Source organism: Mucilaginibacter sp. (assembly GCF_041660805.1).
Classification (GTDB): domain Bacteria; phylum Bacteroidota; class Bacteroidia; order Sphingobacteriales; family Sphingobacteriaceae; genus Mucilaginibacter.
Window position 1 is genome coordinate 1 of sequence record NZ_JBAZVP010000003.1, and the last position, 13991, is coordinate 13991.

The 13991-nt window shown below is 52.5% G+C and carries 15 protein-coding genes; 7 read left to right on the forward strand and 8 right to left on the reverse strand.

The window, feature by feature from the left end:
• Positions 1-195: 195 nt before the first annotated feature.
• The 8 genes from WC743_RS05385 to WC743_RS05420 form a co-directional block, all read right to left on the reverse strand.
• On the reverse strand, positions 196-741 hold the full coding sequence (locus WC743_RS05385) for a hypothetical protein (protein ID WP_373010816.1): 546 nt from the start codon (positions 739-741) through the stop codon (positions 196-198).
• Between the two features lie 302 nt (positions 742-1043).
• Positions 1044-2036, reverse strand: coding sequence for a hypothetical protein (locus WC743_RS05390; protein WP_373010818.1), 993 nt, complete (start codon positions 2034-2036; stop codon positions 1044-1046).
• A gap of 311 nt (positions 2037-2347) precedes the next feature.
• Positions 2348-2869, reverse strand: coding sequence for a hypothetical protein (locus WC743_RS05395; RefSeq protein ID WP_373010819.1), 522 nt, complete (start codon positions 2867-2869; stop codon positions 2348-2350).
• Complete coding sequence (locus WC743_RS05400; protein WP_373010820.1) at positions 2870-4081, reverse strand: hypothetical protein; 1212 nt, start codon at positions 4079-4081, stop codon at positions 2870-2872. It lies immediately after the preceding gene.
• Positions 4082-4087: 6 nt separating this feature from the next.
• On the reverse strand, positions 4088-6025 hold the full coding sequence (locus tag WC743_RS05405; protein WP_373010821.1) for a type II secretion system protein GspD: 1938 nt from the start codon (positions 6023-6025) through the stop codon (positions 4088-4090).
• 12 nt (positions 6026-6037) lie between these two features.
• Positions 6038-7453, reverse strand: a complete 1416-nt coding sequence (locus tag WC743_RS05410) for a GspE/PulE family protein (protein WP_373010822.1) — start codon at positions 7451-7453, stop codon at positions 6038-6040.
• The gene (locus tag WC743_RS05415; RefSeq protein WP_373010823.1) at positions 7450-7974 is read right to left on the reverse strand and encodes a hypothetical protein; all 525 of its coding nucleotides are present in this window, start codon (positions 7972-7974) and stop codon (positions 7450-7452) included. The genes WC743_RS05410 and WC743_RS05415 overlap by 4 nt, the downstream gene beginning before the upstream one ends.
• A 1-nt stretch (position 7975) precedes the next feature.
• On the reverse strand, positions 7976-8401 hold the full coding sequence (locus WC743_RS05420) for a type IV pilin protein (protein ID WP_373010824.1): 426 nt from the start codon (positions 8399-8401) through the stop codon (positions 7976-7978).
• Positions 8402-8552: 151 nt separating this feature from the next.
• On the opposite strand from WC743_RS05420, the gene WC743_RS05425 reads away from it, so the two are divergent.
• The 7 genes from WC743_RS05425 to WC743_RS05455 are packed head-to-tail and all read left to right on the forward strand — an operon-like array spanning position 8553 to position 13821.
• Positions 8553-9500: a hypothetical protein gene (locus WC743_RS05425; protein ID WP_373010825.1), complete on the forward strand. Its 948-nt coding sequence runs from the start codon at positions 8553-8555 to the stop codon at positions 9498-9500.
• Positions 9501-9508: 8 nt separating this feature from the next.
• Positions 9509-9994: a hypothetical protein gene (locus tag WC743_RS05430; RefSeq protein WP_373010826.1), complete on the forward strand. Its 486-nt coding sequence runs from the start codon at positions 9509-9511 to the stop codon at positions 9992-9994.
• A 7-nt stretch (positions 9995-10001) separates the two neighbouring features.
• Positions 10002-10577, forward strand: coding sequence for a toxin-antitoxin system YwqK family antitoxin (locus WC743_RS05435; RefSeq protein ID WP_373010827.1), 576 nt, complete (start codon positions 10002-10004; stop codon positions 10575-10577).
• Positions 10577-11839: a hypothetical protein gene (locus tag WC743_RS05440; protein ID WP_373010828.1), complete on the forward strand. Its 1263-nt coding sequence runs from the start codon at positions 10577-10579 to the stop codon at positions 11837-11839. The genes WC743_RS05435 and WC743_RS05440 overlap by 1 nt, the downstream gene beginning before the upstream one ends.
• A complete protein-coding gene (locus tag WC743_RS05445) occupies positions 11821-12177 on the forward strand; it encodes a hypothetical protein (protein ID WP_373010830.1) in 357 nt (118 codons plus the stop codon). Before WC743_RS05440 ends, WC743_RS05445 begins: the two co-directional genes overlap by 19 nt.
• Positions 12174-12680: a type II secretion system protein J gene (locus tag WC743_RS05450; RefSeq protein WP_373010831.1), complete on the forward strand. Its 507-nt coding sequence runs from the start codon at positions 12174-12176 to the stop codon at positions 12678-12680. The genes WC743_RS05445 and WC743_RS05450 overlap by 4 nt, the downstream gene beginning before the upstream one ends.
• Entirely contained in the window at positions 12667-13821 is a 1155-nt protein-coding gene (locus WC743_RS05455; RefSeq protein ID WP_373010832.1) for a type II secretion system F family protein, read from the forward strand. The genes WC743_RS05450 and WC743_RS05455 overlap by 14 nt, the downstream gene beginning before the upstream one ends.
• Positions 13822-13991 lie beyond the last annotated feature (170 nt).

A 13991-nucleotide genomic window follows, 5' to 3' on the forward strand; every position in this document is an offset into this window, starting at 1 on the left:
TTCCCGGGATAAGGATCGTGCTAGGGCCTCCCTTATTGGAATAACCGATTTGAAGGTCTGCTGCCGGAGGCGCTATTGTGCCTATGCCAGCATTACCTGTGCCGGGGAACGTATTGGTTTGCGCAAACGATTGGCCGGCAGCGACCAGCACGGCTAAGAGCGAGAAAATGTATTTCATAAGTGATAAGGTTGGTCTTATTGGCTTATACGGGCATTTTTATTTAAAGTTTCCACCTGTTGTTTTAACTGGTCAATCTGCGCCTGCTTTTGTTTGTCCTGCTTATCTTTTTCAATCAGGTACAAGGTCAATTCTTCTACTTTTTTAAGTAAAACAGCATTCATTTCACCTAATTTCAATCCCTCTTTTTCTGTTTGTTCAGCCGATGGAACGCCGGGCAGGTGCTTATTTTTGTCAATATAACTTTTGACCTCATCTAAAGTTAAAAGATAATAACCGGGCTCAAAAACATAATCGGGCAGGACATTCATATCTACCCTGACCTCTTTTGAATGCAGGGTGCCATTAACCGTCAATTTAGCGTCAGGAGTTGTTGTGCCAACGCCTACGTTGCCACCAGACAAAACCGTCAACTTTGCGTCTGCCAGTGTTACACTTCCCGACCCGTCTGTATTCTCTAGTGCAATATGGAATTTCCCTCTGGCCGAACCGGCTACACTTTCATAAATTAAGGCTCCTTTTTGATAATCGGTGGTCTGTGTATAGTCTCCAAATCTGATCATACCGTAATATCCTGGCACATGAAAATTAGAACGAATCGATAAAAGAGGAGATGCAGCAGCGTTTGAGTTAAAAAAGATATCCAGCTTGGCTTGTGGTAAATTAGTCCCTATCCCTACAACATCATTCGTAGACGTTATCCCTCCGATACTTGCCCACTGTCCAATAACTTTAACAGGGTGTAATGAGGATAATAAAAAGGCACAAAACAATCGCTTGATTTTCTTTTCATTATGTAAAAAGATTGGTTTTTTAATATATGTAGAACTAATATTTTTCTGTGACCCCAGTTTGATCCCGCCGGCTATTTAGTGCTGGTTCGACGATCTTTTTGCACCAAAAATTCTTTTTTTAACTCTTGAATATCATTTTGTTGATCTTTTAATTGCTTATCCTTTTCAATCAGGTATAACGTCAGTTCTTCTACCTTTTTGAGAAGCTTGATATTCATCTCACCCAAATCAACACCATTTTTAGCCATTTCGTCTGCTGACGGGATCTCCGGTAAATGGTGATACTTGTCTAGATATACTTTTAATTCATTCAATCCCGTCAGCTTATAGTCCGCGTCAAACACATAATCAGGCCCGGGCACATTCAAATCTACTTTCACTTGTTCTGCATGGATTGTTCCTTTCACGGTTAATTTAGCATCAGGAGCCGCCGTGCCAATGCCTACGTTGCCTCCCGAAGCGATTGTCATTTGGTCCGTTCCATTGTTTTCTCTAAATGATATACTTAAACCACTTGAACGATTTAGGTATAAAGGCGCAGCTGCGCCGCCAAGCATATTATAATCGTTCGCATTGGCAAAGGCATTATTTAAATATATCGCTCCGGTTGATGGGTTAGCAACCCACGTACCCAATTGGACACTACCTGTACTGCCTAAAGCTTGAACCTGCAAGGGGGCCGAAGGGCTTGTAGTTCCAATGCCTACCTTACCACTTGCTTTCCAAACACCATTTTCATTACCTGAAGATGAATGACCAAAGAATACATCTGATGCCTGATCATATCCTAAATAAATCAATCCTGTACCAATAGGATCAATTCCAACGCCACCTATTCCTTGCCATATGCTAAGATACTTACTTGTTGACGCTCCATCTACTGACCCATCTATCATTAAACCATTTCGGCCTCCCCCGGCTATGTGTAGTTTTGAATTTGGACTCATTGTTCCGATACCCACTTTTCCTAAATTGTAGTAAATATTGGTGCCTGATGGTGTCCATTGCGCAAACGAGGCGTGTGCTATCGCAATAGCGATAATGCTTAAGAGGGTTTTTTTCACTGTGATAAGTACGGTTAAGGCCTTAAAGTTACTAGTTTAACATTTAGAAGCAGGGTATCGAGTTGTTTTATTTTAGCAATTGTGATTAAAGTTGTTTAGCGAATATTTCTAAACTTTTGAAACTGCTTTTTTTAACTGCAGGGTATCTCTTTCGTGTTGTTTATGTATAATTTGCGCCTTTTCATCCGTTGGCTTTTTTTATCAGATCTAAGGCAGCTCCTCTAATTTCTGAAGTAGTTTCATATTAAATTCGCTAAGATGAATGCCCATTCTCTTTCATTGTATCACCGTTATGCATTTAACGCGCAACTTTACCGTATACCACACAGATAAACTTCCATTTCCAGCGGTTTGCCTCGCGGGTCATTTGCATGCTGGGGCGCCCTGATCGTTACGGACCTCACCAGACCTATCTCCGCCGCGCCGTTAAGCTGGTCATAAACTTTCAACAGCGAAAAGAAATCCCCCCTGAGTGCCATCTTCTGCATGATCAGCCCCCGCCGGTTAAAAGAGGTGTCCGTACCGGGGACTTCCGTGAGCCAGGCGTGCTGCTGATCGGCGACGATGGCGACGGCGCTGATGACGTCTGCGCGAAAAACGGCGGTATCGGCCCGGTACCTTGTCGTCAGCGCGTCCAGGTTCTTATACTTCCGGTCCAGGTAACCCGGCTGAACGCTCAGATCATTGGACGAGGCCAATTTCCCTTTGAGCTTACCTTGCAGCTGCAGCGCTGCAAAGGTATGGCGAAAGGCCAGCTGGTAACTGATGGCCAGCAGCAGCATAACTGCTGCAATCAACAGATAACGGGCACGGTATTTAAGTAAACTGTTCATTTAGTAATTAATTAATACGGTGAACTGACCGGTGCTGCGCTCATTATTATAGGCGTAGCTTTCCATCTGGACCTGCCTGATCCATTTTTTTGTCCGCAGGCGCGCCACCCATTCATTTACCGGAGAAATATTTTCACACTCCCCGCTGATGCGGATTGTTCGCTGCGTAAAACGGGTACTTCTTTCCAGCCTTCCGGCGGCGAGGTCCTGCGGGTCTACACTGATCTCCTTCCAGATGACGCCGTCCGGCAGCAGTTGCGCCGCCTGGTCAATATAGCTGCTCTTATTAATTCCGCCTTCCCATCCGGCCGCTTTGAGCAGCGACTCTTTAGCTTTGATCTGCACGTCCAGGTCCCTGGCGTTACTGGTCGTTCTTGCGCTGCTGCTGATCCCCAGGGCAAGCTGTTCGTTTGAAGCCGTAAGCGCATCCAGCCATAACAAATTACCCAGCAGCAACACCAACAGCGTCGCCAGCAGCAAAAAGCCGCCCGCTTTTAACCGGTTAAGCTTCAATTTCGCGGCAAGGGCAGCAGCCAATCCCGGGAGGCGGGCCTGGGTTACATCGAGCCTGTCCGACAACAACAGTTGAAAAGCCGCGGCATAGGCCAGTACCAATGCCTCATCCAACGGCTCGTTATCCGCCTTCAGGGGAAATGCGGCAGTGGCCGCCGGATCATATTGGTACTGCAGCCACTGCATCGCCTCATTACGGGTAATGCGATGGCCATCGAAGACCAGCTCCTCGCCGTAAAGATTCAGCTGATCGGTAATTTGCCCGGCGGGGAACGGGCCCAGGCTAAGCTGGTAGACCCGGTAACCCAACTGTCCGGTCAGCTCCAGCCACTTATCGGCCTCGGTTTTGCGGATCATGCTGACAAACGACCAGGACCCGCTGATAAAGTTCTGGACATAAAAATCACCGAGGTCGCTGCCTGGTAAAAGTGTGGAGAACAGCGCCTGCCCCACCCCGTCCACGACCGGGACCCTTTTGGTCAGGATCCCTTTTCCGGACAAATTCAGTGCGACCGCAACTGTAGTGGTCACCACACTTTTCAGGGCTTCAAAAGACGCAACACCGGTCCCCTTTTGATCAAAGTGCAGGCGGTTCTTTTCCGCCGACAGCAGGCAGGCAGACAATGACGGTTGCTCCCCTTCCCGGATCCGGATACTGATCCCGGCAACTTTATTGATGCGGTAATAGTGCTCCAGCATGACTTCTTATCGGATGATCGTGGGTTTGATAAACACCAGGGTAACCACCTTGGACTTGACCTTGGTCTTGCTGCTAAAGATCCATTTAATGATTGGGATCCTTGACAGGAGCGGTATGCCGGAAGAATTATCCGAATTCTCCGTCCGTTCGATGCCGCCCAGAACCACCATATCTTCATTATGGACCCGCAGCATCGAGGTGAAGGTACTGGTCGATTTGGGGGGCGGCGAGCCATCCGTGGGAATGGCGGTAAAGTCAGATATATCGATATCGATCCCCAGAGTGACCTGGTCATCCCCCGAGACGATCGGTTTGATCTTGATCGACAGGTTCGCTTTGGATTCCTGGTAAACATTGCTGAAAATAGAAGTATTGGTTGTGGCCGAAGGATAAAGGCTCTGAGTTACATTTTTATAAAACACGCTGTTTCCGATACTCAACGATGCCGTATGCCCATTGAGTGCGGCCAGCTTGGGAACCGAGCGGACCTCTACGTTATTCTGGGCCTCGAGCGCTTTGATATTGAGATAAAAACTGGGTACCACATGGCCCAGGTTGACGGAAAACACGCCGCCGACCCGGTTGAGCAGGTCATTGACGGAACCGGAACTGACCGTAAAATCCATCCCGGACAATAAGGATCCCCCGGTCTTTACACTATCGGCCACACCAGCGGAAAGGCCGGCGGACACCCGCCGTGATTTGTGCACATCGATCAGCGTTACCTCGATCAGCACCTGCGGGACCAGGACATCGATCTGCCCGATAAAGGCAGCGATCTCTTCCACCTGCGGCCGCGAGCCCGATAATAGCAGCGTGTTCTGTTCCCGGAACTCCTTGATCTCGATCCCCCTGCGCCAGTCGGCCGGGATCATCGCAAGGACCGTATCGATCGAACGGTGCTGCAGGATGACCGCTTTGTTGGCCCGCAGCCCTTCGAGTTTCCGGTCACCGATCAGGTAAACGCCATTATCCTGGTTAAAGGTATAATCCGTACCCTTGAAGATCAGCTCCAGGAAGCGCTCATAGGTCAGCTCAACGGCGCTGATCTGGTTAACGGTTCCTTTGATATCTGAATAAATAAAATAGCTTTTGTCCAGTTCCTGTGATGCCGAGCGGACCAGCTCGGCGATACCGGCATTACTGGCATTAACGGAAAGCAATTTCTTGCCATTGCTAACCCGCGCGGACAGGCCCAGGCTGCCTGCAGGGGCGGGCGCAGCGGGGCGGTAGTTTTTCCGGACAGCGGTATTCCGGTCCCCCGTCACATAGACCTGCTCCCCCTCGTCCAGTGGCTGGAACACATAAAAATTATCATTGGTCCGGATCAGTTTGATCTCGTTGGCGTAGGCCAGCTTTTCCATAGCGACATCAAAAGCAGCATTGGCGATAAAAGCGGAGACGAGTTTACCCTGGAGCGCGGGCGGAATAATAATGTTCCGGCCCGACAACCGGGTGATCTTCCGGGCGACCGCAGACAGGCTGTCATTGCTGAGCTCAAAGGAAAGTGACATATCCAGCTGCCGGTAGGTTACCTTGAGCTCCTTTTGCTGGACCGGAATAAATGGCGGGATAAGCTGATAAGGTCGGATGACCAGTATCTGGCCAATAGGGACAATATCCAGGCTGTACTGTGCGGCCAGCAACAGTAGCACATTGGCCGCGCTGACATTGTTGAGCGTATTATTGACCACCACGTTCACACCGGGCTCCACCTGGAAACTGATCCCGGTCGAGCGGCTCAGCGCCCGGATATAATCCTGCAGCGGGACACCGTTAATGGATAACTGTACTTTTTGCTTCAGTCCGGGGATATATTCCGACAAGCTGTCCAGCCGCTGCCGCAGCCCGTTGAGCCGGGTATTATCCTGCTGGGCAAAACAAAACGAGGAAATAAAAAGGGGAAAACAAACACAGAAAAGATGTGTAATTTTTTTTAGCATATGCCGGGCAGATCAATAGTTGAGTAATAAGGGGTAAATTTCTTCCAGCGAGGTCAGGCCTGCCCCGAACAGCTCAAATGCGTTCTCAGCCAGCGTGCGTACGCCCCTTTCTGCCAGAAGTTTTTCAATATACATATTTCCGTTCTTTATTTCATAGGCCAGTTCCTGATCGACGGGGATGACCTCGTAGACCGCTTTTCTGCCTTTATAACCCGTAAAATGGCATTGTTCGCAGCCCCGGGCCAGACAATGGGTGCCTATCTCCATATAAGGCCGGAACTGGCGGGGATACAAGGCCGTTTCCATCGGCCGCTCTTCTTTACAATGCGGGCAAAGGAGCCGGACGAGTCGCTGGGCGACGGTGGTATTGAGCGTACTGGCCACCAGAAATGGCGGTATGCCCATATCGATCAGCCTGGAAACCGTACCCCAGGCCGAATTGGTATGGATGGTAGACAGGACCAGGTGCCCGGTCAGCGCCGCGCGGATGGCCATACTGGCGGTTTCCACGTCCCGGATCTCTCCGACCATGATCACATCCGGGTCCTGCCGCAAAAAAGTGCGCAGGGCCGCAGGAAAACCCAGCCCGATGGATTCCTTTAACTGGACCTGGTTCACCCCTTCCAGCGTGTATTCTACCGGATCCTCGATGGTCATGATATTGCGGGTCTCCTTATTGAGCAGTTTGAGCGTGGCATACAAAGTGGTCGTTTTCCCAGAGCCGGTCGGCCCGCTGATCAGCAGGACCCCCTCGGGGCGACGGACGCCCTGCAGGTAGTTATCCAGGTCAAAAGCGGAAAAGCCGAGGTGGTTCAGGTCGATATTGGTGGCGTCATTGTTCAGCAAACGCATGACCACCTTCTCCCCGTAAAGAGTGGGGAGCACCGATACCCGGATATCGAACTGCTGTTCCTGCCTGCGGAAATTGATCCTGCCGTCCTGCGGCAGTCTTTTTTCCGATATATCCAGGTTAGCCCATATCTTGATCTTATTGATCAGCGCCGGGTAATCCTCCCTTTTGAGCAAATAGCGTTCGACCATCATGCCGTCTATGCGGATCCGCACCCGACATTTATTTTCGTAGCTTTCGATATGGATATCACTGGATTTCAATCCCTTAGCCTCAGCGATCAGTTCGGCTAAAAAGTCATCCGCGTGACCGGTGCTCACCTGCTCGTTGTTTCGCGGGTAATATGTCGCCAGCAGCCGGGCTACCTGCGCCTCGCCGATCGCCTCCAGGCGTACCGGGCGCCCCAGCAGGACCTCCAGTTCAGCCGTCAGCTCCGGCGCGTCACCCGCCGCGCTGCAATAAAAAGTGATCTGCCCCCCGGCATTCTCTTTGGGTAGTACCCGGTAATGCCAGGCCTGGTCCCTGGTCAGTAAGTGCGTATGTTCCGTCCGGAGCGTAATCTCTGCTGTCATCGTCATTGTCCGGTTAACTGGTACATCCAGCGTTCATCCTGCAAACTGAAAGAGGGATGCACCCAGCTGTATATAAAGGCCATCGCAAAAAAAAGCGCCTGGAAGCCTGCCAGCGGAACGCCTGCGGCCGGTTTTTTGCGCCAGGCCTGCGCTATCATCCAGCAAAGCAGGGTGGCCACCGCGCTCAGCAGATAAAAAAGCACGTAGTTTAAAAAAGACAGGTAACAGCCGATCGCTGCCAGCAGCAGAATATCCCCCCAGGCCAGCAATTTCCCGCTCACCGGCGTCCAGCGCCGGAAGCGAAAACTAAAATAGAGCGTTAAAAGGGCGAGTTGCGCGCCCAGGAAAAGCAGCGCCGCAGCACATTGGCTAAATATGACCGAAAAGGACTCCTGATCCAGCCAGCGGTGCCAAACGAAAAGGATGCAAAGTACCGGAAAAAGCACTGCATAGACCATACGGTATTTGAAATCCTGGTAAACCAGCATTAAAAGGATCAGCAAAATAAGCAGCTTGAGTACCGGCACGTTAATCGGGTGTAACTTCTTTTAAGTTCTTATCCTGGTCGATCTCCCATACATTGAACGTTCCGTTACCGTTAAAATCGACTACGGCGACTGCCCGGGCTGTAAAACCGCCCGCGGCGATACTGCTGATCTCCAGACGGTAATTGGCCCGCCCGTCCGTGCCTTCCGTACTCAGTTTCTCCTGCGTAAAGCCGACATCCGCCAGGCTGTTGGTATATTTGGAGTGTTCGTAAAAGTAATTTTTTTCCAGCAATTGGAGGTGCTCCAGCTGCACTTTGGCCTCCGTGCTTTTGGCCTTGGTGATCAGCGGCAGCAGGTTGGGCAGGACCAGCGTGATCAGGATCCCGATAATAATCAGTACGACAAGTATCTCCGTAAGAGTGTAGGCCGGTATGCGCCTGGTTAATGGTGTGCTTCGGTTGGACATAGGTTGAAAACAGGTCTCTAATTTATAAGTTAAAATGTAAACCGTCAAATTAATATCAAAATGTTTTCCACAAAATCCCTGCCTTAAAATGTTTTTCAACGAAGCGGCCTTCGGCAGAAAATAAGCCGATAATTTATTAATTTAGTCGTTTATGAAAATCAACCTTTACCTCTTTTTATCAGCGGCAGCCCTTTTGCTGCTCGGCTCCTGCAAAGATATCATTGAACCGGATATTGATAAAAGACAAGTGAACCTGCTGGCCCCCGGAGAAGCATACCTCAGCAAGAATTATACGGTCAGCTTTTGGTGGGACCCCGTAGAGGACGCCTCGGCCTACCGGCTGCAGATCGTCAGCCCGAAGTTCGACAGCATCGGCGCCCTGATCACCGATACGCTCGTAAAGTCCAACCAGTTTGCCTTCAACCTCGAGCCGGGCAGCTACCAGTGGCGGGTAAGGGCAGAAAACAGCGGCAGCCTGACCCCTTTCAGCGCCCCCCGGGGATTTTCCGTTCTGCCCTCCTCGATCAAACAACAGGCGGTGCTGCTCGGCAGCCCTGCCTCCGGCGCCCTGGTAAACAACCCCTCTGTCAGCTACCGCTGGGGAACGGTCTACGGGGCAACGCTTTACCGACTGCAGATCGATACCAACAATTTCGCCGACACGGCCAAACTGGTCTACAACCAAATTTTCCCAATGCAGGAAGCGGAATTTTCCCTGCCCAAAGACCAGCAGTACCAGTGGCGGGTACGGGCCGAGAACGATACCGCCCAATCCAAATGGTCCGCCGTCCGGGTGGTCCGGTATGACCATACCCCTCCCGGCCAGGTTACGCTGAGCGCGCCGACGGAAGCAAAAGTGGTGCCGCTGCCCGTCGCCCTGCAATGGAACACGGTGAGCGGTGCATCCCGGTACAAACTGTATGTATTGAAAGACTCAACCGCCCTTTACGGCCCCGGCTTCCCCATGCTGCTGAACACGAGCAGTTATACCTTCAACCTCGGCGCTTCCGGTGACCGGATCTACTGGAAGGTCAGCGCCCTGGACGCAGCCGGCAACGAGGGGCCGGCCAGCAAGCTGCAAAGTTTTGTGTTGTTATAAGCAGGGAGATGAAAAAAAAGACACTGAACTATATCCTGATCGTGGTGGCCGCCGGTGTGTGGGCGCTTATCGGCCACCGCATTTTTGCGGGCCTGGCGCCACAGGAACCCACCCTGCCTGCCCGGCAGGGCCCGGGACAGCTGAAAGCGCCCGCGGATGACTATGCCCTGACCCGGGACACCACCCGTTTAAAGTTGAATTACCGGGACCCCTTCAGCAGCAAAAAGGCCCCGGATACCTCGATGACAAAACCCGGGCGGATCGCGCTTTCCGCCCCCCGCCCGCAAACCGCGGCGGACTGGACGGCGATTCATTATTCGGGTTATATGCGCAACCCCGGATCAAAAAAACTGATCGCGCTGCTGCGTGTAAATGGCAGGAACCTGATGCTGGCAGAGGGCGAACAAGCTGAAAAAGTAAAGTTGATCAAAAACCTGCGGGATTCTGTTAAGGTCTCTTACCAGGGCAGTACCCGTTTTATCCGTATGAACTAAGTCCGATATGAAGTATATTTTATTTTTCTTTTTGCTGCTGAGCGCCCGCTGGGCGACTGCCCAGCACCTGCCCGAACTGGGTCCGGAACGGGTGCGCCTTAACGGCCAGGATAAAAACATACTGGCGGGGATTGCGCCGCTCTCGAAAGCGGTAAAGGCCCGGCCTGCGCTGCTTTATTACTGGTACAGCTCCGGCAGTATCCAGGTCACCCAGGGGGGCTATGACGGGCACTTGCTGGACGGCGCCTACACGGAATTCTATCTCCATAAAAACCTCAAAGAACAGGGTACTTTTAAAAACGGCCTGAAAAACGGCCCGTGGAAGGAATGGTCAGCGCAGGGCGTACTACTCAAAAGCATCACCTGGAAAGAAGGGGTCTTATCCGGCCCCTTCCAATATTATACCGCCGAGGGGCGCCTGCAGCAGGACGGCAGTTACCAAAATGGCCTGCTGGAAGGGGCATCCCATCAATATACCGGCAAAGATTCGGTCGAAACGCGGTATTACCGCCGGGGCAGGGTAACCGTCCCGCGCTCTTTTTTCCAAAGAATCCTTTTTTTTAAAAAACGTAGCGTACGGTGATGATCAAAGGCTCCGCCCTGTATATGGTTATCGTGATCGCGCTGATCATCGGCATTATTTGTTCCGCGCTGGTGATGGTCGCCTATGTATACCAGGCACAGTACCAGAAGGCATCCCGCTATAGCCGGCTGCACGATAACCTGGAATCCGCGATCGCCCTGGTGCGCGCCGACTCCGGCAGGCGCTACAGCCAGGAAAGGAAAATGGACCTCTTTGGCCAGGGACAGGACTCGGTAATGCTGCAGCGCTACGACTGGGGACTATTTGATATCGGGGTCGTCCGGGCGTTCCGGCAAAGCGACACTTTATTGCGCCTGCTGGAGATCGGGGCGGGCGTGGATTCCGCGCGGTGGTGCGCCATTTACCTCTCCGACCAGGACCGCCCTTTATCGGTCAGCGGGCAGACCAGTATTACCGGCAACGCTTACCTGCCCAAAAGCGGTATCCGCGCGGCATACGTGGACAACCAGTCCTACCAGGGCAGCAAACAAATGGTTTCCGGCCACCAGTATGACAGCCGGAAAGAACTGCCCTCCCCCCAAAAGGACCGGCTCAGCCTCCTGCGGGGCCTGCTCTCGGGCGGCCTGCCGGACGATTCCCTGCTGCGCGAAAACAGGGAAATAAACAATGACTTCAGCCAACCTGTACGGTACCTGAACTTTAAAAAAGTCCCGCATACGCTCCGCGATATCCGGCTGAGCGGCCGGGTGATCGTCGTCTCTGACACGACGCTGTCCATTGACAGTACGGCGCAGCTCGAGGAGGTGATCCTGATCGCCAAAACGATCAAAGTCGGCAGCGGCTTTAAAGGGCGCTGCCAGCTATTCGCGACCGACAGCCTGATTGTGGGTGCAAACAGTACTTTCGCCTACCCCTCGGCGCTGTGCCTTTTGCAGTTCAAATCGGCCAAAGGACTGCAACCCCATATCACCCTCGGGGACCACCTCCGTTTTACCGGGACGGTAATCACCTGGCAGGAAACGCCAACGCCCCTGCCGCCGATGCTGCAGATCGGCAGGGAAAGCACGCTCAACGGGCAGATCTATTCCTCCGGCGTTTGCGCCTACAAGGGCAAGCTGCGCGTTAACGGCAGCCTTTACACCACCCGCTTCCTTTACCGGAACGACTTTACCGCTTTTGAGAACTACCTGATCAATGCGGCGATCGATACCCGGCAGTTGTCCCCTTATTACCGGACCGGGCTGCTGCTGCCCGGCTCAGGCAAAAAAAACCAGATCATCCAATGGCTCAAAGCAAACTAAAGCGCCGCGTAAAAGCTTCCGGCATCCTGGAAGTGGTGATCGCCATGGTGATCATGGTGAGCGTTTTCGGTATCGCCCTGATGATCTTCAGCAAGGTCATGCGCGCCTCGCTCAGCGTGAAAAAGATCCGGGCGCAAGCGCTGGCGGAGCAGGTATTGCTCCGGGCCGAAACGCAAAGCACCTTTACCGACACGGCCTTTCTTTCCGACGACCTGCGCGTCGAAAGAAGCGCCCTGCCTTATTCGGAAAGCGATGAGCTGGTGCAGATCCGCGTGATCGCCCTGGACCCCAACAAAGACACCGTTGCAACCGCCCGAAAAATACTGTTGAAACCATGAACACCCGCATCAAAGCTTTTACCATCCTGGAAGTGGTCATCAGTATGATCATAGCCGCCCTGGTTATCACCATCGCCTACACCGCCTACCAGATCATCCGTCGTACGTATGAAGCGCATCATCTTAAAAACGCGCAAATGGCCGTGCTCCTGCGGGTGGATGAGCTGCTCAAAAAGGACTTTTCCCGTTCCGCGCTTGTCAGCAGGACGGCGGACGGGCTGTCGTTCTCCGACAGCAGCGGCACCGTCCGGTACACCTTTGCCAGCGGCTACCTTATCCGCGAGGGTATTTCGGCAGATACGTTCCGGGTCGCCACCGCGCAGGTCAGCCTGCAGTTCGAGGGCAGGGCCCTGCCGGACTACCCCGCAATAGACCCCGAAGGGGAGCGTACCGATGAATTATCTTTCAGCGCCCTTTATGACCAGGAAATAATTCCTTATCATTACCTCAAACAATACAGTTCCGAGAACCTTATCACCAGAAAACCCGATGCCATCCATTGACCTGAGCCGTTACGACCGCAAGAAAACCGCCCGGCCGCCATCTTCTCCCAAAAAAGAGCAGGGCGGGCTGATGGAGCTGCTCAGCCGGGAGATCAGCTTCGGATCGGCGGAACTGCCCGATAAGAAAAAAGAATACCTCTACCTGGAGTTAAGTTCGCTGCTGCTGGCCGGGATCAACCTGAAACCGGCCCTGGAGCTGGTCAGCGCCGACCAGCAAAAAGAAAACGACCGCAAACTGTACGCGGCCATCCAGTCGGCTGTGCTGGCGGGGGATTCCTTTTCCGGCGCGCTGAAAAAAACGGGTAAATTCTCCCTGTATGAAGTATTCAGCCTGCAGATCGGCGAGGAATCCGGTAAGCTGGTCGAAGTTCTACAGGACCTGGCCAAATACTATAAAAGCAAGATCATGCAGCGCCGGAAGATCATTTCCGCCCTCACCTACCCGCTCGTCGTCCTTTCCACCTCCCTGGGCGCGGTATTTTTCATGCTCAAATTCGTCGTGCCCATGTTCGCCGATGTCTTTAAACGTTTCGGCGGCAAACTGCCCTGGATTACCGAAAAGATCATGGGGATCTCCCTGGGGCTGGAACATTACTTCTGGGTGATGCTCCTGGTTACCCTGGCCGCGGCGGCCGCAATTTACAGTATCCGCAAAACGCAGCAATACCGGGCCTTTATCTCCCGGGTCGTGCTGCGCATTCCGGTTGCCGGCGATATGGTCCGCAAGATCTACCTGGCGCGTTTCTGCAATTCCATGCGCCTGCTGATCAGCGCCAAGCTACCCCTGCTGCAGGCTATCGCCCTGATCCGCCAGATGATCAGTTATTACCCGCTGGAATCCTCCCTGCAAAAGATCGAAAAGGACATCCTCAACGGCCGCTCCCTGCACGAAAGCCTGCAACAGTTCCCTATTTATCCGCCCAAAATGATCCAGCTGATCAAGATCGGCGAAGAGACCAACCAGATGGACACCTTTTTCGGCCGTATCGCCGACCAGTATGTCGAAGAGGTCGAATACAAGTCCGCAACGCTGAGCAGCGTAATGGAACCGCTCATCATCATCTTCCTGGGGCTCATCGTCGGTACGATCCTGATATCAATGTACCTTCCCCTGATGCAAATGAGCAACAGTTTTCAGTAGGTTTATAAATGAAGTAGCTTAAAATGAGCGCCGGGCTGATCTTCATATCCTGTTCGGCGCTGCAATCCATGTAAAGCAGAATGCCGCGGTTCGCATTGTCTTCATACATCTGCTCCCTGGTGGTGCAGCCGCTGATACAAACCGGTCCTTCCACTTGCAGAGTGATGGTT